Below are 20,744 nucleotides of genomic sequence, written 5' to 3'. Positions count from 1 at the left end.
TTTTAACACATAGATGCATAGCTTTTCTTTGTGCATAAAAGGCGTTTCACTTTTTTAAATTCATCCCGTCCCGAAGTTTCGGGATCGGGAATATGTGTGAAAACTAGTTTTTTCTTTTACCTTTTTTTATTTAAAACTAAAATCTATGTTTCTATGTGTTAAAAAAATAACTACACTCACCGAATTATGACTTTCGACTTTATGACTTTCCAACTTTCGACTTATTTATTGATGAGATATAATGGATACTTTCTTCGTCTTCAGGGTCTAAAGAAACAGATTGTGTCGTTGTTTTTTCTTGCGCCCAGGCAAATATCTGCGGCAGGATCAATAATACGGCAAAAGTAGAAAATAATAGTCCGCCGATAACTGCTCTTCCCAATGGAGAAACCTGGTCGCCTCCTTCGCCGTGTCCAATTGCCATTGGCAGCATTCCCGCAATCATCGCAACCGAGGTCATGATAATCGGACGTAAACGCAGCGCCGCCGCTTCACGCGCAGATTCTAAGGCATTGCCGTTTATTTTTCGAAGCTGTTCAGCATTCGTAACCAATAAAACGGCATTGGCAATCGAAACCCCAACCGACATAATGATTCCCATATACGATTGTAAATTTAGTGTAGAACCTGTAATCGTAAGCATTAATAAAGCTCCTAAAACTACCGCTGGCACTGTTGTTAAGATTACTAATGAAACTTTGAACGATTGGAAATTAGCGGCCAACATTAAGAAGATTACAAACACGGCAACCAATAATCCAGATTGTAAACTGCTTAATGTTTCAGTCAGTACAGTACTTAATCCAATAGGCGTAATAAACAAACCACGTGGTAATTCGCCTAATGAAGTAATTGTTTTGCCCACATCTTTTGTAGCCGTTCCTAAATCGGTCTGGTTGATGTTTGCTGTAACGGTAATGTACGGCATGGCCCCTAAGTTATCATTTTCACCACTTACAACAGTTGGTGTAATTTTAGCAACGTCACTTAAAACAGGACGAAGTGAGTTTTTTAATACCGGAATTTCTCCCATATCGGTTTTGCTTTTCATTTTGTTCAGCGGTACCTGAACCTGAACGTTGTATGATAATCCGGCTTTTTCATCTACCCAGGTATTTTTTTCTGTGTATCGTGATGATGAGGTTGAAGCTACCAACGAGCGGGAAATATCATTCATATCGACTCCTAATTCAGCCGCACGGGTTCTGTCGATATCAATATTCATAGCCGGATAATGAATTGGCTGACCAATTTGTACGTCTCTGAAATACGAAATCGCTTTTAGTTTCTCTACAATTTGCGTGGCATATAATTCATTTCGTTTTTTGTCTTTTCCTGCTACTCGAATCTCAATTGGAGTAGGGGAACCCTGGCTTAAAACCTTGTCAGTTAATTCAATTGGTTCAAAAGAAAGTTTTGTATCAGGAAGCACTTTTTTGAGTCTTGCTCTGAAATCATCTTTAAAATCATCCATATCAGTATGATACTCTTTTAAACTTACCTGAAAAACTGCTTCATGAGAACCTGCCATGAACAAATAAATGGGGTTAATCGAGAACAGAGATGGGTGCTGGCCTACATAAACAGAAGATATTCCGATATGCTCTTTGCCTACCATTTTTTCCAGTTCTTTTAAAACAATTCGGGCTTGTTCTTCTGTTCTTTCTAAACGCGTTCCATCAGGAGCACGCATTCTTAGCTGAAACTGACTTGAATTTGTTTTTGGGAATACGTCTTTCCCGATAAAACCAATTAAGATAACAGCCAAAACCGTAGCCGAAACCAGATACACAATACTGGTTGCTTTTTTATGAACAAATAATCGGTCTAGAGTTCTCATAAAACGAACTCTGAAGCGTTCGAAAGCGCTTATTTTTCCGTCCTGATTCGTATCTTCTCTTTCAACCATTACTTTTTTCTGGCTGATTAAATCTTTTTCTGATTCGGGAGTTAAACCACAGGCGTTAAATTCGGCTTCGTCGTCTGTAATCTCAGGCGTATGCTGGTGCTTTGGATGAGCTTTCATTAACCAGTTGGCCATTACAGGTACAAAAGTCTGCGATAATAAGAATGAAATTACCATCGAGAATCCAATTGCTAATGCCAAAGGAAGGAACAACGCTCCCGGAATACCTACCATGGTAAATGCCGGAGCAAATACAGCCAGAATACAAAGTAAGATCAGTAATTTTGGTAAAGCAATTTCCTGACAGGCATCCCAAATGGCGAGTGCCTTGGGTTTTCCCATGTCGAGATGCTGGTGAATATTTTCGATCGTTACCGTACTTTCATCCACCAAAATACCAATTGCCAGCGCTAATCCTGATAATGACATTAAGTTGATCGTCTGCCCGAATAGTTTCAGGAATAAAACTCCCGAGATAATCGAAATTGGAATGGTTAAGATTACGATTAACGCCGCACGTTTATCACCCAGGAATAATAAAACCATTAAACCCGTTAAAACCGCACCGATAATTCCTTCGGTAATCAAACTTTTAACCGAGTTGATTACATAAACCGACTGGTCAAATTCGTATGATAATTTTACATCTTCAGGTAATGTACTTTGAATTTTAGGCAGTTCCGATTTTAGTTTCTGAACTACATCCCAGGTTGAAGCGTCTCCCGCTTTTGCAATACTGATATAAACCGAACGTTTTCCGTTTACTAAAGCATAACCTGCCGTGATATCGGCACCGTCTTTTACAGTAGCTACATCGCCTAATTTTAAGTTTTGAACGCTTCCTTTAAATAACGGAATCTGCTCAAAATCTTTAACTTCCTTAATCGTATTATTTGTTGGCGTAATATAGTTTTTATCGCCCATTCTCACGTTTCCGGATGGAGCCGTCTGGTTGTTTAGGCGGATTGCTTCAACAATTTGATCTGGCGTCATATTATGCGAACGTAATAAATCCGGATCAACGTTTACCTCAATTGTTCTTGGGCTTCCGCCGAAAGGAGCAGGAGATAATAAACCTGGAATCGAAGTAAATGAAGCACGGACATAAACGTTGGCTAAATCCTGTAATTCATTGTTTGAACGTATCTTACTGCTCAAAACCAATTGACCAATTGGAAGTGAGGAAGCATCAAAACGAATAATAAACGGAGGCTGTGTTCCCGGAGGAAAGACTGCCTGGATTCTGTTTGAAAGCGCACTTAACTCGGCAGCAGCCTGAGCCATGTTTGTTCCTTCATAATAGGTTAATTTCATAATCATTAACCCCTGAATATTTTTGGTTTCTACCGATTTGATACCGTTCGAAAAAGGTAAAACATTCACGTAGTTTTTGGCAAAATAAGCTTCCATCTGGTCTGGCGTGTAACCTCCAAAAGGATGCGCAATATAGATAACCGGCAAATTCATTTTCGGTAAAATATCTACCTTAATGTCTTTGATGGCACCAATTCCGAAGAAAAATAGACCCGCAACCAATACTAATATGGAAATGGGTTTGCGGAGTGCAAAACGTATTAAATTCATTTGGATCTATAATTAAAATTCATTTATAAATAAGTCAAAATTGCCCGTTGCAGCAACTTTTAAGAGAAACGACTGCCATACATTATTGTTGACAATATCACGGTCGATTTCGGCACGGTTCAAAGTGTAAATCGTTTGTGTTAAATCGGTTAAATCAGTTAAACCGTTTTTGTATAAAGTCGATTTTTGAATGTAAGCTCTTTTTGCCGCGTCAACCTGAATGGGTGCTTCGGCGTAATTATCCAAAGTAATTTTGATCTTATCTTCGGCAAAAGTCAATTGCGACTTCAGTTCTCTATCAGCCTGATTGTATTCTTCCTGCAGTGCCTGAGAAACAAATTTTTGGGCGCTGACCTGCTTGCTTGATCTAAAAGGTGTAGTTAAATTCCATGTAATTCCAACTCCAACCAAATAATTGGTACGATCTGGATTTACACCATCCCAGTAATTTCTGGTAAAAGCATGCTGGTCTGTAGCATAACTATTTTCAAATCCCGAAGCCCTGGTTTGTAAAACACCAAAAGCAGTCATAGTGGGATAATAAAAACGTTTGTATAATTTAACCTGCTGGTTGCTGTAATCGATTTTCGTTTTATAGAATTGAAGTAAAGGATGCAGACTGTCTGTAACCGCATTTTGTTTAATTAATTCTTTTGGAATCTGCGTTACAAAAAGCGTATCGGTAACAAAATCCTGAGGTGCAACTCCCATTAAATCGACCAGTTTATTGTTTTGTTCTTTCACGAAATTCTTCGCCAGGTTCAAAGCAATTTTAGCTTTTGAAACTTCGGCAGTTGCCAGTGTAGAATCTACTCCGGCTAATAATCCGTTTTTAACTCTTGCAACGGCTGTTTTTTTGAAAACTTCGGCGCGATCCAGATTTTTTTGCTGTGAAATCAACAGTCTCTGGCTGGCCAGCAGATTTAAATAAGCAGCGGAAATTTTGATTTCCTGCTGGAATTTTTCCTGCTGTAAATCTTTTTCTTTGGCCTGAACATCAATTTTAGATAAATTGATTTTTTCCTGTGTTTTTCCAAAAGTGAAAAAATCCCAGTTCATATTGACCAGATAAAGCGCGCCAAAAGCGGAATTCCAGTTTTGTTCCGGAAGAGGTAATCCGGATGAAGCAACTCCAAGACCTCCAAAACCATAAAGCGGCCCGTTCTGCCCATTTACAGTTCCGTAATCCTGCTGTGCCGATAAATTCAGGTTAGGCAGGTAATCACGTCGAGATTGTTTGAGAGTCTCTTTTGATGCATTGGTGTAATTGTTTTTTGCTCTAATCGAACCGTAGTTTTCAAGCCCGGTTTTTACTGCTTCTTTTAAAGAAAGGGTTTGAGAGTAACCGATTGAGACAAAAATCAAGAAAAATAATAAGGTAATTTTTTTGAAATACATAAACTCAAGGTGTGAAATTATAGAACAAATTTATTTGTCTTACGCTGATAAAAGTCAGGTTAAGTGATGTACTGCAATAATAAATGACGAATTGAATTTGTCATTTTTACGAAATAAAAAATAAATATTTGTCCGTACTTTGTAAACTATTTAAGTTTTAAAAATGAACAGAAAATTTGATAATATACTGGATAACAAATGGTGGCAGGAAATTGCCGTCGTCGGTTTTTCCTTTACCATTTACACCTTAAAAAACGACTGGATGTTATTTAGTTCTTTAACATCAGTTTTAATGGGCATTTTTTTCTACTTCATTCTTTATATGCATGCCCAGTTTAATCGTTTTTTTCTTCTTCCAATATTATTTAAAACCCGCCGTCCGGCAACCTATATATTCTTAACGCTTTTTGGAGTTCTCGTTTTCTCGATTGTTTTGTATGAGATTACAATGCTCGATATGTTCAGCAATTGTCATCTATATCAAAATTCGCATCAAAGGAGTTATGTGTATCAGCTGGCGAGCGTTTTAGGGACTTTGGTTTGTATTTTGAGTCCGATTATTGTTTTTAAATTTTACAGGATTCACAGAAAACGTACAGAGGAAGCACTGCTGTTGAATCAAATGCAGCTCAATTCCTTGAAAGGACAGTTGAATCCGCATTTTTTATTTAATACCTTTAATACGCTTTACGGAATCAGTTTAGAATTTCCGGACAGAACGCCGGATTTAATTATGAAGGTTTCGCAGTTAATGCGTTATCAATTAGAAAGTAACAGCAAACAATGTGTATCTTTAGAAGATGAACTGGAATTTATAAACAGTTACGTACAGCTCGAAAAAGAGCGTGTTGGCTATCGATGTGACATCACATTTGATTCTAAAGTAGACAATCAAAATGCGTATAAGATTTCGCCTATGCTTTTAATTGCCTTTATCGAAAATGCATTTAAACACGGAACCTGCGCCATAGAAAAATGCTTTGTTCAGATTTTTATAACGGTAGAAGACGGACAGCTTCATCTGCATGTTGTAAATTCAATTCCAAAGAAAACTGATGTGGTTTCTACTAAAATTGGTTTGAAAAATACGATTGAAAGACTGAATTTGATTTTTGGAAAAAACTATAATCTCGATATTCAGGACAATAAAAATACTTATATAGTCGATTTAAAACTGCAGTTGAAAAGATTTGCTAATGAGAGATCCTAAAAAATGCATAATTGTAGATGATGAGCCTGCTGCGCATTACGTTTTGGCGAATTATATCAAGCAGAATCCGCAGTTAGAATTGGTTTTTCAAGGCTATAACGGTATTGAAGCGATGGATTATCTGAGAGAGAATAAAGTCGATTTGATGTTTTTGGATATTAATATGCCGGAGATTTCGGGTATGGAATTGTTGAAAATTATTCCCAACCATCCAAAGACGATTTTAACAACCGCTTATTCTGAATTTGCACTTGAAAGTTATGATTACGGCGTAATAGACTATTTGTTGAAGCCTATTTATTTTCCGAGATTTTTAAAAGCTGTCGATCGTTTTTTTTCGACAGAAACAGTAAAAGCAAAAGAAGAAGAAATTACCATTAATACAGTTAGTGTAAAAATTGACGGCTATTTTATCGAAATAGAACTAGATCAGCTTTTATACGCACAGAGTTTTGGAAATTATGTAAAGCTCCATACAACAAAAAGAACGTATCTGGCATCCATTACAACAACAGAGTTTGAAAAATGCCTGCCCGAAAAGAATTTTATGCGCATTCATAAATCTTATATCGTGGCACTGGATAAAATTGAAACAACTGATAAAGATTATGTTGTGATTAAAAATGAAAAATTGCCAATTGGAATAACTTACAAAAGAGAACTTACAGATCGATTAAAAAAGTAATATTCTTTTTATAAAAAAATATTTGAAATTTATTTTAAAAGTAATACTTTTATTACGCACATTTTAATCTTCAATTTAAATATTCAGGTAATGAGAAACATATTTTTAATTATAGTTTTATTCTGGAGTAGTTTTTTAATTGGACAAAACGATGTAGTAACGCCTCCGGAAAAAGTGAAGTTTACTTTTGAAAAAGAGTATCCAAACAAAGTTCCTGTGTGGTCATTAAAGTATGTTGGCGATGATGATGATGAAATTAGATATGAAGCAAAATTCAATACCGATAAAAACACCAAAGCGCTTGCAGTATATGATAATTTAGGAGTTTTAAAAGCTTACGAATTACAAATTCCTTTAAGCCAGCTGCCTTTAAAAGCACAGACTTACTTAAAGAAAAATTATCCGGCAAAAGCAATTAAAGAAATTGCTGTAGTTGTAGATGATAAAAACAAAACCACTTATGAAGTTGGTGTAGAAAAAGACTCAAAATTCTATGATGTTGTTTTTGATAAAAACGGAGGATTTGATGTCGCAGTCCAAAAGGACTAAAAAAAGTACTTACTAATTCAAATATATTTGAAACGGCAGACCCGGCAAGTTTTTTAAGCTTGCCGGGTTTTGTTTTTTATTTAAAAAGAATTTATTTTAAAGTAGTAATTTTACTACTTTTGTGCGGGTTGTTTAAAATGTAAAAATGAAAAATATTTTTTTAGCAGGTGCTTTTTTATGGTGTGGTTTATTGCTGGCACAAAATAGTTTAGTAGTACCGCCGCAAAATATTAGAACAGCTTTTGAAAATCAATATCCTAAGAAAAAGGCAGTTTGGGATATTGAGTATAGTGGTAAAAGTGATGATATTATTTTTGAAGCGCAATTTAATGAAACAGCAAAAAACAGTAGCTTTTGCCAGATATGATAAAGACGGACTTTTTAAAGCATACAAAGTACAAATACTCCTCAATAAATTGCCCCAAAAAGCACAGACTTATCTTAAAAAAAACTATTCCGCTAAGTCTTACAGGCAGTTTTTTTCTGTTGTAAATGATTTAAATGTAAATACTTATGAAGCAAATGTGATTAAAGACGCCAAGTTTTACAGTTTAAATTTTGATAAAAACGGCGAATTTTTCAAGCGAGTACAAATAAGATAGATGATGGTAATTGAAATGAAGAAAACCCGACAAGTTTTTTAAGCCTGACGGGTTTTGTTTTTGAATCAAAAGTCGAAAGTCAAAAGTCAAAAGTCAAAAGTCAAAAGTCGAAAGTTAAAAGTTCATGTTTTAATACGAATTATTACCACTAACGGCAAACAATTAACAATTAACAATTAACAATTAGAAATTAGAAATTAACCTTATAGCATCATACCACCTGAAGCTTCAATTCGCTGTGCATTGATCCAGCGTGCATCTTCGGTGCATAAAAATGCAACTACACCGCCAATATCATCTGGTAATCCAACACGTCCTAAAGCAGTTACAGAGGCAATCTGCTGATTCATCTGCTCGTTATCTCTAACAACACCGCCTCCAAAATCAGTTTCTATCGCTCCCGGAGCAACAACATTTACTCTGATTTTTCTGGCGCCCAATTCTTTTGCCTGATATTTGGTTAAGGTTTCAATCGCACCTTTCATAGAAGCATATGCCGCATAACCAGGAAAAGAAAATCTTGCTAAACCAGTAGAAATATTTACGATTCCGCCCCCATCATTCATTACATTTAATCCTTTTTGCGTTAAGAAAAACGGTCCTTTAAACTGGATGTTTGTCAATTGATCAAACTCAGCTTCTGTTGTGCCAATGAATGAATTGTGAATCCCAATCCCAGCATTGTTTATTAAAAAGTCGAATTTATCTGTTTTGAAAGTGTCTTTTAAAACCTCAGATACGTTCGCGAAAAACGAATTAAAAGTTCCAGAATCCGCCACATTTAATTGAAGTGACGCGGCCTTTTGGCCTAAATTTTCAATTTCTTTTACCACCAGTTCAGCTTCTTCTTTTTTGCTGTTGTATGTGATGATTACATCAATTCCTTTTTTAGCAATTGCAACTGCCATGTTTTTTCCTAATCCTCTGCTTCCGCCTGTAACCAGAGCTATTTTTGTATTTACTGCCATTTTTTATAGTATTTATTGTTTATTGTTTGTTGTTTATTGTTAACTGTTTTGCTGTCAGTCTGAGCGAAGTCGAAGACCTCTACGTCACGAATGTCCTTCGAGTACGCTCAGGAGGACAATGAATCGGTTTTGTTTATTGCTTTTAGTTTATTGCTTTTTGTTTTCTTTTGTCAGTCTGAGCGAAGTCGAAGACCTTCGTTATCAATGTCCTTCAACTACGCTAAGGAGGACAGAGCGTTGAGTTCTATTTTTAAACACATAGAAACATAGATTTTATTTCTTTAGAAAAGAGTTTAAAAAGAAACTAGTTTCTAACACATAGCTGTTTAACTGCATTGCTATGTTTGTTTAAACAAATGAAATACCTTTTAACGGTTTACAATATTTATGTTTCTATGTGTTTAAAATTTAATATTATAAATTAGAATGCAAAGCCACAAATGACGCTTTTAGTTCCGGAACACTTGCGTTTAATCTCGTTTCGCTTGTTCCAAAAGTAAGTTCGTTTCTGCCTTGTTTTAATTGCTCAAAAATAGACTCTATAAAACTGCTTACGCTTGGATGTGCGTCGTGCAAACCAACACCGCCCAAATCAGTATTTAAGGCAGGTGGAATAATTTCGATTACTTCAATATTTTTCGCTTTTAATAAATGACGAAGCGAAAGTGTAAACGATCTGAAAAATGCTTTTGTAGCTGAATAAACCGGTACTTTTGCAAAAGGAGAAAAAGCCAATCCGGAAGTTACATTCATTACCGTTGTCAAAGATTTCAACTGAATGAACAATGAAGTTAAATGTAAAGGAGCTTCAATATTAGTGCTGATTTCGGCTTTCATGCTTTCGTAGAAATCAGCATCGGTAACAGAAACCCATTTTTGAATTCCGGCATTGTTGATTAAAACGTTTAAATCAGGATGATTTTCAGAAATCCAATTGTAAAGTTCGATTCGTTCTTTTTCTAAAGATAAATCGCAGACTTTTGTAATTACCGATGGAAATTGTGCTTTCACTTCATTTAAAACAGATTCTCTCCTGCCGCAGATAATCACGGTATTGTTTTCCTGAATGAATCGTTCGGTAAGTCCAAACCCGATTCCGCTTGCACCGCCCGTTATTAAAATTTTGTTGTTTGATAAATTCATCTTTTCGATCTTTTAAATTGATAAGACAAAGGTAGGAGCGAGGCAGTGTTGGGGAGTTGTAAATATCAAACCGATGTTTGCGAAATTCAAATCAGAAATAATAAATCTCAATTTTTAAATTCCAAATTCCATTTTTCTGACCTCGCTCAGGAGGACAAGCAGTGCGCTAAACTTTGTTAAAGTTTCAAACTTTGACAAAGTTCTACCAAACCTGAAACCTGAAACAAAAACTAACTCCTAAAAGCCAAAGGCGTAAAAGAAGTTTGTTTTTTAAAGAAGTTCGAAAAATGTGCTAATTCTTCAAAACCCAGTGAATAGGCTATTTCAGAGATATTCCAGTCGGTTTGTTTTAAAAGGATTTTAGCTTCGTTTGTTAGTCGGCTGCTGATCAACTCGGTGGTGGTTTTTCCGGTGTTTTCTTTTAAAACTTTGTTTAAATGATTAACGTGAACGGATAATCTTTCGGCAAAATCTTTGGCAGTTCTTAATTCTAAACGCTGGTTTGGAGATTCTATAGGGAATTGTCTTTCTAATAATTCAGCAAATAATGAAGAAACTCTAGCTGCCGAATTGTGTTTGGAATAAAGTGCCGTTATAGGCTGTAATTTTTGTCCGAAGTGAATTAATTCAGCTACATAATTCCGAATCAAATCGTATTTATAAATATAATCAGAATTGATTTCTTTTTGTATTTTGTTGAAAATCAAGGCTACTTCTTCAACTTCTTCATCTGTAAGCTGAAAAATAGGATAACCGTCTGCACCAAAAATGGGAAGTTCGTCGAGATCAATGCCGCTTTTGTTTTTCGATAAAAATTCGCTTGTAAAAACGCAAAACTGCCCGCCCTGGTTAGTGTCTTGCGGTAAATAATTATACGGAATTTTAGGAGTAGCAAATAAAAGTCCCTGTTTTTTTATTTCGATTATTTTATCGGCGTATTCGGCTCTGTTATGGCCTCTTATCAAACTTATTTTGTAATAAGCCCTTCTGTCATAAGGCATAACTGATTTTCCCTGCATTCTTTCCAAAAGTTCTTTAATGTCGAAAACATTAAAATGACCAATTTCTTTTTGAATGTCATTGGGAAGTAATGAAGTAGGATCAACAGCCGAGCCTTCAGTAATATCTTGATAAAATGAATCGAGGGATTTCATATTGGTGAATTGTAAAATTCAAATATACAAAATGTTATTTTTAGTTTCAGGTTTCAGTTTTTTTTAGTTTCAAGTTTCTTTGCTTGTGTTTATTTAACCGCAAAGAGCGCAAGGTTTTTTCGCAAAGTTCACAAAAAAAACCTGCGTTCTTTGCGTAAATCTTAGCGAGCCTTGCGGTTAAAACAAACTTCCCTGAGTTAATTCTGGCTGAGGATTACTGCCAAAAGGAAAAGTTTCTAAGATAAAGTATTGTCTTTTAATCGGATCAAATTCTCTTAATATAATGGCATCACATAAAAAATCCATATTAATTGTAGTAAATAAATCACGGGCAATTTGGATGTTTTCAGGGGTTAGATTTCGTCCTATTGAAATATGAGGATCGTCGCTTCTGTCTTTACTGGAAATCAGAAGTGTTTCCTGAATTTTTTTCATCATAGGTTTTAAATTTGCTTTAGAATCTTCATTAGGAGATATGAAGAAAGCCCGACTTTCCTCATAAGCACCAAAATGATCTAAATAAATTTGTACGGGAGTTAAAGTGTCAGCGATTTTAGAAAGCTTTTGTCTGTATTTTTCAAGCTGATTTTCATTCGCTTTAAATCCACCAATTGTAATATGTGCGACAGAATTGCAGCTGCTGTACCATCCAATTATATTAAATAATTCTAATTTTAGTTTTTTGATTATCTCAATTCCATCTTTTGAAGGATGAAAAACAACTGAATATTTCTTTTCCATTGCATCTGCTTTTCTGCAAATTTAAAATTTAAATTGTGCCGTCAAAGCTGCATAAAAATAATCTTTTCCTGTACCGGCTTCTTTTAAGAACGGCCCAGCATTAAACCAGCCTGATTCTAAGGTAAAGGCTAAAAAATCATTTGCAGTATAATCTAAATTCGAAATTAACTGCGAACCTATAAAACGTTCAGTTGTATTTTTTCCGGAATATAAAAGCTGCATATTTGGGGCATATAAACCATCGCTTCTGGTTTGTCTCCAGAAAATATCGTAATCAATTCCGAGCCCCCATTTTTCAGATAAAGTTAAACTAATGGAAGGATGAATATCAATTAAATTGGATGGGCCGATTAAAGCAACCAATCCAAAATAGGCACCTCTCGGATATAACGGATTAAAAGTTTCCAAATGGGCATCTCCGGATGTTTTATCTCCTGAAATAATTTCTGTTTTAAGTCCAATTTCGGGACTGAATTTGATGTTTTCGAAAGTATAACAAGCAAAAGAGGAAAGTGTCCAGGCCGAAATTGTCTTTTGATTGATTTTTCCAAATTGATAAACGCCTTCAAAATCATATTTCCAATTTCCTTTGTTTTTCCAGATTCGGGTTCCAATAGATTGTCGGTTTTCTTCTCCAACGGCATCATTAAAAACAGCACGGCTTTTCCACAATCCCAAATAATACAAATCGATATTCTGAATAAAAGGAACTTTGTGAAGTACCGTATAACTTCCCCAAAACTGGGCGTTTTCATTAAAACTGTCATTAAATGTTCCGGAGATATTAGCAACCGGATGTGTAAAAAAAGCATCTGTCTGCCAGTTTTCTTTTTTATAAAATAATTTTACTCCATCAAAGGCAAGCCGGCTGTTTGGGCCTTCACGCACGGCGACTAAACGTTGTGAACCGTACATCATTTCTTGTCTTCCGAAACGCAGCGTTAACTGCTGTTTTTCTTTTCGGATAAAGTCAATATCCAGAAATGCCTGATGAACATCTAGTTGATTTTCATCAACAGGACTTGGATCAATTTTACTGCTGGCTAAACTGCTCTGTAATTCAAAAAACGTTCTGAATATTCCCAAATGAACATCGGCATGAAGCAGATAGCGCGAAAGTAAATAACCGTCGCCTTCATCAGATTCGTCACCCCATTTATCATTTACGGTGTTGGTATACTGCAGTCGTGCTTCGCCTCCAAATGAGGTAAAATATTTTTCGTTTCGGCTTAATGGAATATATTTGATTTTCTCGTACCAGTTTCTGGAAGAATCTTTTAGATAGGTTACATCATCGTCATATCGCAGCTTTTGAAATAGTGGTTTCTGTTGTGCATTTGATGAAAGAAGAAATCCTAAAAGCAGCCATAATCGGAAAATAGTTTTCATAATTAATTTTTCTGATAACCTCCAAAGTAATTTACCGGACTCCAGTCTGGAATTGCTTTTGGTGTTTCGTTTGCAAAAGTTCTAAAATCATGGTCGGCATAAACGATTTTTCCGTTTACAACTGTCAGTTTTGATTCGATATTAAGGATTTTATCTTCGGGAGCATTAAAATAATCATCAGAAAGAATAGCAAAATCGGCTAATTTATCTGCAGTCAGCATTCCGCGGTCTTTTTCAATATTGATTAATTCGGCACTTCCGTAAGTAAATAATTTTAGCGCCGTTGTTCTGTCAACGATATTTTCGTCATTCATATATTTTAAGCCTCCAAGTGTTTTTCCGGTTGTCAGCCAGTATAAGCCCACCCACGGATTATAACTTGCTACACGGGTTCCGTCAGTTCCCATTCCCACTTTAATTCCTAATTCTAAAATTTTCTTAAGCGGAACTGTATTGGCGGCGGCGGTTTTCCCGTATCTTTTAATGAAACTTTCTCCCTGATACGCCATTCTATGCTGAATTGCTAATCCTCCGTTCAAAGCTTTTATGCGTTTTAAGTTTTCTACAGAAACGGTTTCTCCGTGATCAAAGAACCATAAAAGACCATTTAGCGGAGTTTCCTTGTTGATGTCTTCTATAACATTTAAAAATCTTGTAATACTTTCGTTGTAAGTAGCGTGAATTCTAAACGGCCATCTGTTTTTTACCAATAATGATAAAACTTCTTTCAGTTGTCCTTCCATCGCCGGGCTTAATTCCGGACGTGGTTTGTCGAAGTTTTCAAAATCTCCGGCACTCATAACCAGGTTTTCCCCTGCACCCTGAACATGATATTCAACTTTATCAGAATGATGATCGTCGTCACAGCCTTCGCCAATTTCAACGGTATTAATCCATTTGGTGTAATCGTTTAATTCGCTTCCTGCTTTTTGTGCAAACAAATAATATGGCATTCTAATTGTTAAATCGCTGTCTTTGCATAAACCGTTTGTTACGCCGTAATCGTCTGGAAAATTTTGAAATCCGCCCCCTGCATCCATAATGGCTGTTACGCCAAGACGGTTCATTTCGGTCATAAACTGTTTTGTAGAGTTTATTTTTTCTTCTGGTGATAATTCAGGAAGTTTGGCAAGAGTAGAGTACAGGATAAAAGCATTTGGCTCTGCAACTAGCAATCCGGTTGGGTTGCCGCCGGCATCTTTTTCAATTAATCCCGCATTTGGATTTGGTGTATTGGAATCAATTTTTAAGGCTTTTAACCCGGCTTTGTTTAAATAAGCATGTCCGTATAAGTGAAGAATAAAAGCAGGAACATCACCGGTTGCTTCGTTTATTTCGGCTAGAGTAGGAAGTCTTTTTTCTTCAAACTGATAAGCGTTCCAGCCGCCAACAACGCGAACCCACTGCCCGTTTGGAGTTCTTTGTGCCTGTTCTTTCAACATGGCCAAAGCTCTTTTTAGAGAGCGAACCCCATCCCAGCGCAATTCGGTGTTATAGAATCTTCCGCCGCGAATGATGTGCATGTGCGAATCGAATATTCCGGGAATGATTACTTTTCCTTTTGCATCGATTACAGTTGTTTTGTTATTTTTTAGTTTTAGAATTTCGCTGTTCTTTCCCGTTTTTAGGATTTTTCCATCGGCAATGGCCATCGCTTCGGCAATTGTGTTTTTATTGTCCAAAGTGTGAATTATGGCATGATGGACGATTAGCGTGGCTTTTTTGCCCTGAGCGGAAACAGGCAGAGAAATGATTAAAAGAAGCGCTGTTATTTTAGTAATAAGTTTCATGGTTGTGGTATTTTTGTTTGGCTTTTTTTTAAAATTATAAATTAAAAATCGAGAATTAAAAATCTCCTGAATCTGTGGAAAATTAAAAGATAGAAACTGGTTTTTAAACTTTAAAATAGTTTTACAACAACTAAAAGGTTTAAACTTTTTTAATTTTTAATTCTCAATTTTTAATTTAGAATAGAATTAGTGTTTTAACATTTCGTGAGCATATTGAACGCCTACACCATAAGCACCGCCATATTTTTTTACTAAATCTGTTACAGGTACATAAGTTTCCTGACGAGCCCAGTCGCGTTGTAATTCTAATAAATACTGCAATGAAGTTACCGGATGAGCACCAGCCTGAACCATACGTGTTACGGCCATTTCATGCGCTTCTTTAGATACGTCTCCGCTTGCATCTGTAATTACATAAACATCATAACCTTCGTTGATAGCTGATAAAACCGGCCCAACGATACAAACACTTGTCCACAAACCGCCAAAAACAATTTTCTTTTTGCCTGTTGCAATAATGGCTTTACGTGCCGGAGCATCTTCCCAGGTATTCATTGTGGTACGATCGATATAGTTGGAAGTTTTTTGTGGATAGAATTCTTCAATTTCTCTAAAAACAGGTCCGCTGAATGATTTCTCTGCAACGGTTGTTACAATAGTGGGAACTTTAAATATTTTAGATGCTCCTGCTACTAATGCCGTGTTGTTTCTAAGCTGATCGATTGGAATATTGCTTACTGCAAATGCCATTTGGCTTTCGTAATCGATTAATACTAAAGTGTGATTTGACGGATCTAATAATGATGGACTTGGTTTTTGAGCGAACCCAATGAATGTTACTACTAATAAAACTGCTGTAAGGATTAATTTTTTCATGATAATGTGATTTTGTCGTTAATTAAAAGGTTTAAAAATATTTTGTATTTGATTTTCAGTGTTTTGCATTCAAATTAAATGCCTTGTTTGTAATGTCTTGATTTTAAAAGGATTTTCAGAAAAGGCAATAGTGAGCCTAACGATATATCGTCAATAAAAATTGGATATTCGTGAATGGATTATTCTAAAGCTTTTAGTGAATTTTTAAAAAGGAAATTTCTGGTACCTAAATTTTTCCTTTTAGATGTAAACGGTGAAGAATTTCTGATTTTAATAAACCGCTTCCTCCGCCAAAATGTTCAATTACTTCTACGTCTGGCTGTTGTTTTAAGCAAAATAAAGTAAACTCTTTTTCGATATGATCTTCGATTCCGGAACTCAAAAGAACAACGTCGATTTTGTGATGCTGAAAATATTCCTGAGCTTCTGCTTCATTGTTGAAAGAAACAGCGTTCCAATCTTCGTAAGCATTTACAAGGCGAAGTAAAATGGCCAGGATCGCTTCGTTTTTTCCAAGTAATAAGAATTCAAGTGTTTTCATTTTTTCTAAGTTTCTAAGATTCTAAAATACTGAGGTTCTAGGTTTTTTACTTTGAAATTTCAGTGCCGCAGAATTTATGATTTTACTTTACAAATTTATTTGTTTTGTTTTTGCTTCAACTTAATCTAGAATAAGAAAGTTTCTAAGGTTCTTAGCGGCTAAGTTTCTAAGTTTTTCTACTCTTTTTAATTTCAGTTTTTGACAGAACTTGTAATTTGTCTGGCAAAGATATTGGGTAAGTTAAAATGAGCGGCTTAATCTAGAATAAGAAAAACAGCTGTCTTGTTTTTGAAGACATTTTTTTAATGTGTTAAATACGAGAGATTTAAAATTACAGACACGTAGAGCCTTAATTACTTAGGCACAAAATGAAAAAATCTTTTATTGGAATGTGGAAAACCGTATAGAAATTTGAAAAACAGCCTTTAGCTTTGCCATGTAGAAACTTGAGAATATGGTTTTACCTTTTTAATTATTTTCTAAAGGTTTCTGCAGTTAAAAATGTTTTTGGAGAGACGATTTTTAATTTTGAAAATTTGACATATTCATTTGATCGTGGGTAACTTGTAGAATTTGTAATTATACAGCAATGTCCAATTTTTTTCTAGGTTTTTAGGTTTTGTTATTGATATAACTTAATCTAAAAACCTTTTTTTTTAACCCAACAAGAATAATCCCGAAATCCAGAAGTAAATAAACTCCAAATGGCTTTTGAATTTTTGTGGAGAAGAACCATAGAAACTCTTAAAAGCGGCGGAGAAATGTGAAATGTCCTTGTAACCGCATTTATAAGCAACTTCGCTTACGGTAGATGTTTTTTCTTTAAATAATTCTTTGGCATATTCCATTCTGAGTTTAATGATATAGCTTTTAACAGTGGTTCCAAAACAAGCCTTAAAGCCTTTTTTGAGTTTGAATTCGTTTAACGAAATCATTCTGGACAGTTCTGATAGGGAAGGAGCATGAACATAATCCTTTTCCAGAATCTGCTTTGCGTGCTGTAGTTTTGCATAATCCTCTTCGTCTATACGATCTTTCTCCTGAGGCTGTGTAATTATAGATTCGAGCTGATGGATAAGAAGTTCCCGAATTTTTGTTTCGATGTACATTTTTTTCAATGCTCCATTGCGGCCGCAGTTTTTTATTTCAGAAAGCACCCATTGAATAGAAGGCGTAAACGGAATGTACTTTGAAGTTAAATAGCCTGACTTTTTAAAAAGTATGTTTTTTGAAAACTTTTCGTGAAGTTTCCAGTCTTCGTTTATAATGTTATAGTAAAATTCTTTTGAGAAAATTATGGAAAGATAATTTACCCTTTCGAATGCCGGAATTTTAAAAGTTCCTCTAAATTTTGTGGTGTAAAAAATATTATGGGTATTTTCCCTAAGGTATTTTTCACTTTCTAACTGGTCAATTTGAGTTTCTATATTACTGCAGCTTATAAAATCCATCACAACACATTCCTCGCTGATTTCAAATATATCTGTCTGTGGTTTCGAAAAACACATCTGAGTATCAATCAGAACCATTCCGTCAGTAGATAGGATATGACTTTTTATTTCTTCGGAGTCTTCGTTTTTTATATCAATATTTTCTTCTTTTAAAATACTGCCGGCATGATATTGATCGGAGATTTCTATGGTAAATATTGGTTTTTCGTGGGCTGATAGTGTCGATTTGATTCTCAAAATATAATCCGTTTTTACAAAATAATAATCCGTTTTTCCCTAACTTTTTTAATGCAGTTGATGGTACTTTTGCGCCAAAGTTATTTATAATTAGTCTAATTAAAGATATGACAACTCACAAATTTTTATTTTTTATTTTATTTTTACTTTCCACGTTCTTATCATTTTCCCAGCAAAAACAAGGTTTAACGATATTCGGACAGGTTGCGGAAAAATCTGGGCAAACAATTCCGTATGCTACGATTGTTGTAGAAAAAACTGACTTAAGTGTGATTTCTGATGACAATGGAAATTTTGTTTTTAAGAATGTCAAGCCCGGAAAGTATACTTTGAAAATTTCCGCAATAGGTTTTTCGAACTTCAAAAAGCATATAGAAGTTTCGCCTAATAATAACAATGTTAACCTTTCTATAAAATTAGAAAATGAGTTAAACGAATTGGAAAGTGTATCCGTAATAGGGCGTTCGGCAGTTAATAAGATCAATAAGCAAGCTTATAATGTAACAGCTGTCGATGCAAAAAAACTGCATAACTCTACTTTAGATCTGGCACATGCCTTAGATAGAGTATCAGGTGTACGTTTTCGTGAAGCCGGCGGAGTAGGATCCCGATCAGAATTATCGATTAATGGTTTTTCCGGAAACCAAATTAAAATTTTTATTGATGGTGTGCCGATGGATAATTTTGGTTCATCTTTTCAAATTAATAATATTCCAATTAATCTGGCTGATCGTGTAGAAGTTTATAAAGGTGTGGTGCCCATTTGGCTGGGCGGTGATGCTTTAGGAGGAGCTGTTAATATTGTAACGAACAGCAAACCTCGTACATATGTGGATGCTTCTTATTCCTTTGGATCATTCAACACATTTAAAACTGCTGTAAACGCAGGCTATACTTCAAAAAGTGGTTTTACTACAGAAATTAATGCCTTTCAAAATTATTCGGATAATAATTACTGGGTAAATGCTGAAGGCCAAAATTTAGAAACGGGTAAATATTATCCAGAAAAACGAGTAAGAAGATTTCATGATAATTACCATAATGAAACAGTAATTTTTAATATTGGAATTACGGGTAAAAAATATGCCGATAAATTAATGGTTGGTTTTACAGCCGGACAAAATAAGGCCGATATTCAAACCGGAGCCAGAATGGCAGCAGTTTTTGGTGAAAGGTATAGACGCGGGAATACTTTAATGCCTACTTTAAAATATCAGGTAAAAGATTTGTTTACAAAAGGACTGAATGTGGATGTAACGGGAAATTTTAATTTTGGTTATGAACAAACTGTAGATACTGTAAATAGACGATACAATTGGTTTGGGCAATATACAACAAACGATGGTCCGGGAGGAGAAGCCGGAAGATCCCTTTATAAATTTAAAAATAACAACGGAGTAGCCACTTTCAATGCCACTTATGCTATAGGACAACATCATTCTTTTATGTTAAATAACACTTTCAATACTTTTGATCGTAAAGGAAGTGATGAACTTTATCCCGAATCTGTAACCTATCAACAGCCTCAAAAAACACAAAAAAATATTTTAGCGGCGGGCTATAAATTTGACTACAATGAAAAATGGAGTACTTCTGTGTTTTTTAAAGATTATAATTTAAAAAGTACTTACATGTTTAGTTATAATCCTTCAGGAAATTGGGGGGATGTCGCTTATCGCAAACTCACTGACAATCTATCTGTTTTAGGATATGGAGCAGCAAGCAGTTATTATTTAAAGCAAAATCTGCAATTAAAAGCCTCTTACGAAAAGTCCTATCGATTACCTACTCCGACTGAAATTTTTGGAGATCCAAACGAAAATATACAAGGTAATACAGAATTAGACCCGGAATCCAGTAACAATTTTAATTTGGGACTTAGTTATCAAACCAGCTTTAATGCGGTTAATGCCTTGTCATTTGATATTAATGGAATATATCGTAATACTACTGGTTTTATTCGTACAGAGCTTAATAATAACCAAAACAAATATGTAACTACAAACCAAGACAATGTAAGAACTCAGGGAATTGATGGTGAGATTCGATATTCTTATAAAAAAAGATTCACTTCTGGTCTTAATATGACTTATCAAAATATTCGTAACAGAACAGAATTTCAGCCAGAACAAAATTATGTGTCTTATATCTATAAAGACAGATTGCCTAATATTCCTTATTTATTTGGGAATCTGGACGCGACGCTTTTCTTTAATGATGTATTTAAAAAAGGGAATAATTTATCTGCAGGTTATAATCTTCTTTATGTGCATTCTTATTATTTGTATTGGCCAAGCAGTGGTACATCGTCTGGAAAGCATGATATCCCTGTACAGTTTAAGCATGATTTAAATGTGGTTTACACTATGGCTAACGGAAAATATAACGTGGCATTGGAGTGTCAAAATTTAATGGATAACGAACTCGTTGATAACTTTTCGCTTCAAAAGCCAAGTCGTGCCTTTTATGTGAAATTTAGATATTTCTTTAATAAATCGAATAAATAATTTTAATATATAA

General features: G+C 35.1%; 17 protein-coding genes. 6 read left to right on the top strand and 11 right to left on the bottom strand.

Annotated features, from left to right (window positions below; genetic code table 11):
- Positions 1-199: 199 nt before the first annotated feature.
- Both BKM63_RS21025 and BKM63_RS21020 read right to left on the bottom strand, forming a co-directional pair.
- Positions 200-3,490 (bottom strand): efflux RND transporter permease subunit, encoded by a 3,291-nt coding sequence (locus BKM63_RS21025; RefSeq protein ID WP_071638553.1) that lies wholly within the window; start codon positions 3,488-3,490, stop codon positions 200-202.
- Positions 3,491-3,502: 12 nt separating this feature from the next.
- Positions 3,503-4,888 carry a TolC family protein gene (locus BKM63_RS21020; RefSeq protein ID WP_071638552.1) on the bottom strand — a complete coding sequence of 462 codons (1,386 nt, stop codon included), beginning with the start codon at positions 4,886-4,888 and terminating at the stop codon, positions 3,503-3,505.
- Positions 4,889-5,051: 163 nt separating this feature from the next.
- On the opposite strand from BKM63_RS21020, the gene BKM63_RS21015 reads away from it, so the two are divergent.
- From BKM63_RS21015 to BKM63_RS20995, 5 genes are all read left to right on the top strand, one after another.
- Positions 5,052-6,098, top strand: a complete 1,047-nt coding sequence (locus BKM63_RS21015) for a sensor histidine kinase (protein ID WP_071638551.1) — start codon at positions 5,052-5,054, stop codon at positions 6,096-6,098.
- Positions 6,085-6,783 (top strand): LytR/AlgR family response regulator transcription factor, encoded by a 699-nt coding sequence (locus BKM63_RS21010; protein WP_071638550.1) that lies wholly within the window; start codon positions 6,085-6,087, stop codon positions 6,781-6,783. Before BKM63_RS21015 ends, BKM63_RS21010 begins: the two co-directional genes overlap by 14 nt.
- A 90-nt stretch (positions 6,784-6,873) precedes the next feature.
- A complete protein-coding gene (locus tag BKM63_RS21005) occupies positions 6,874-7,332 on the top strand; it encodes a hypothetical protein (protein ID WP_071638549.1) in 459 nt (152 codons plus the stop codon).
- Positions 7,333-7,477: 145 nt separating this feature from the next.
- Positions 7,478-7,699, top strand: a complete 222-nt coding sequence (locus BKM63_RS21000) for a hypothetical protein (RefSeq protein ID WP_071638548.1) — start codon at positions 7,478-7,480, stop codon at positions 7,697-7,699.
- Positions 7,662-7,934, top strand: a complete 273-nt coding sequence (locus BKM63_RS20995; protein WP_071638547.1) for a hypothetical protein — start codon at positions 7,662-7,664, stop codon at positions 7,932-7,934. Before BKM63_RS21000 ends, BKM63_RS20995 begins: the two co-directional genes overlap by 38 nt.
- Positions 7,935-8,137: 203 nt before the next feature.
- On the opposite strand, the gene BKM63_RS20990 is transcribed toward BKM63_RS20995, so the two are convergent.
- The 9 genes from BKM63_RS20990 to BKM63_RS20950 form a co-directional block, all read right to left on the bottom strand.
- Positions 8,138-8,902 (bottom strand): SDR family oxidoreductase, encoded by a 765-nt coding sequence (locus BKM63_RS20990; protein ID WP_071638546.1) that lies wholly within the window; start codon positions 8,900-8,902, stop codon positions 8,138-8,140.
- 414 nt (positions 8,903-9,316) lie between these two features.
- On the bottom strand, positions 9,317-10,045 hold the full coding sequence (locus BKM63_RS20985; RefSeq protein WP_071638545.1) for an SDR family oxidoreductase: 729 nt from the start codon (positions 10,043-10,045) through the stop codon (positions 9,317-9,319).
- A 230-nt stretch (positions 10,046-10,275) separates the two neighbouring features.
- Positions 10,276-11,199, bottom strand: a complete 924-nt coding sequence (locus tag BKM63_RS20980) for a helix-turn-helix domain-containing protein (protein WP_071638544.1) — start codon at positions 11,197-11,199, stop codon at positions 10,276-10,278.
- Between the two features lie 177 nt (positions 11,200-11,376).
- On the bottom strand, positions 11,377-11,940 hold the full coding sequence (locus BKM63_RS20975) for a 2'-5' RNA ligase family protein (protein WP_071638543.1): 564 nt from the start codon (positions 11,938-11,940) through the stop codon (positions 11,377-11,379).
- Between the two features lie 21 nt (positions 11,941-11,961).
- The gene (locus BKM63_RS20970) at positions 11,962-13,329 is read right to left on the bottom strand and encodes an alginate export family protein (protein ID WP_071638542.1); all 1,368 of its coding nucleotides are present in this window, start codon (positions 13,327-13,329) and stop codon (positions 11,962-11,964) included.
- 2 nt (positions 13,330-13,331) lie between these two features.
- Entirely contained in the window at positions 13,332-15,119 is a 1,788-nt protein-coding gene (locus BKM63_RS20965) for an amidohydrolase (RefSeq protein ID WP_071638541.1), read from the bottom strand.
- Between the two features lie 186 nt (positions 15,120-15,305).
- On the bottom strand, positions 15,306-15,995 hold the full coding sequence (locus BKM63_RS20960; RefSeq protein WP_071638540.1) for a hydrolase: 690 nt from the start codon (positions 15,993-15,995) through the stop codon (positions 15,306-15,308).
- A 226-nt stretch (positions 15,996-16,221) separates the two neighbouring features.
- Entirely contained in the window at positions 16,222-16,536 is a 315-nt protein-coding gene (locus tag BKM63_RS20955) for a hypothetical protein (RefSeq protein ID WP_071638539.1), read from the bottom strand.
- Between the two features lie 656 nt (positions 16,537-17,192).
- The gene (locus tag BKM63_RS20950) at positions 17,193-18,224 is read right to left on the bottom strand and encodes a helix-turn-helix domain-containing protein (RefSeq protein ID WP_071638538.1); all 1,032 of its coding nucleotides are present in this window, start codon (positions 18,222-18,224) and stop codon (positions 17,193-17,195) included.
- A 107-nt stretch (positions 18,225-18,331) separates the two neighbouring features.
- Between BKM63_RS20950 and BKM63_RS20945 the strand changes: the two genes are divergently transcribed.
- A complete protein-coding gene (locus BKM63_RS20945) occupies positions 18,332-20,731 on the top strand; it encodes a TonB-dependent receptor (RefSeq protein WP_071638537.1) in 2,400 nt (799 codons plus the stop codon).
- The last annotated feature ends 13 nt before the right edge of the window (positions 20,732-20,744 follow it).

This window comes from Flavobacterium johnsoniae, assembly GCF_001879205.1.
In the GTDB taxonomy this organism is placed as follows: Bacteria; Bacteroidota; Bacteroidia; order Flavobacteriales; family Flavobacteriaceae; genus Flavobacterium; species Flavobacterium johnsoniae_A.
Note: the sequence above shows the minus strand (reverse complement) of the source record. Positions and strands in the feature narration are given on the sequence as shown.

Coding starts and splice junctions, on each gene's coding strand:
- BKM63_RS20955 (WP_071638539.1), bottom strand. CDS start 16,536: ATGAAAACACTTGAATTCTTATTACTTGGAAAAAACGAAGCGATCCTG.
- BKM63_RS21000 (WP_071638548.1), top strand. CDS start 7,478: ATGAAAAATATTTTTTTAGCAGGTGCTTTTTTATGGTGTGGTTTATTG.
- BKM63_RS20995 (WP_071638547.1), top strand. CDS start 7,662: ATGAAACAGCAAAAAACAGTAGCTTTTGCCAGATATGATAAAGACGGA.
- BKM63_RS20970 (WP_071638542.1), bottom strand. CDS start 13,329: ATGAAAACTATTTTCCGATTATGGCTGCTTTTAGGATTTCTTCTTTCA.
- BKM63_RS20960 (WP_071638540.1), bottom strand. CDS start 15,995: ATGAAAAAATTAATCCTTACAGCAGTTTTATTAGTAGTAACATTCATT.
- BKM63_RS21010 (WP_071638550.1), top strand. CDS start 6,085: ATGAGAGATCCTAAAAAATGCATAATTGTAGATGATGAGCCTGCTGCG.
- BKM63_RS20975 (WP_071638543.1), bottom strand. CDS start 11,940: ATGGAAAAGAAATATTCAGTTGTTTTTCATCCTTCAAAAGATGGAATT.
- BKM63_RS20945 (WP_071638537.1), top strand. CDS start 18,332: ATGACAACTCACAAATTTTTATTTTTTATTTTATTTTTACTTTCCACG.
- BKM63_RS21025 (WP_071638553.1), bottom strand. CDS start 3,490: ATGAATTTAATACGTTTTGCACTCCGCAAACCCATTTCCATATTAGTA.
- BKM63_RS21015 (WP_071638551.1), top strand. CDS start 5,052: ATGAACAGAAAATTTGATAATATACTGGATAACAAATGGTGGCAGGAA.
- BKM63_RS20965 (WP_071638541.1), bottom strand. CDS start 15,119: ATGAAACTTATTACTAAAATAACAGCGCTTCTTTTAATCATTTCTCTG.
- BKM63_RS21005 (WP_071638549.1), top strand. CDS start 6,874: ATGAGAAACATATTTTTAATTATAGTTTTATTCTGGAGTAGTTTTTTA.
- BKM63_RS21020 (WP_071638552.1), bottom strand. CDS start 4,888: ATGTATTTCAAAAAAATTACCTTATTATTTTTCTTGATTTTTGTCTCA.
- BKM63_RS20990 (WP_071638546.1), bottom strand. CDS start 8,902: ATGGCAGTAAATACAAAAATAGCTCTGGTTACAGGCGGAAGCAGAGGA.
- BKM63_RS20980 (WP_071638544.1), bottom strand. CDS start 11,199: ATGAAATCCCTCGATTCATTTTATCAAGATATTACTGAAGGCTCGGCT.
- BKM63_RS20985 (WP_071638545.1), bottom strand. CDS start 10,045: ATGAATTTATCAAACAACAAAATTTTAATAACGGGCGGTGCAAGCGGA.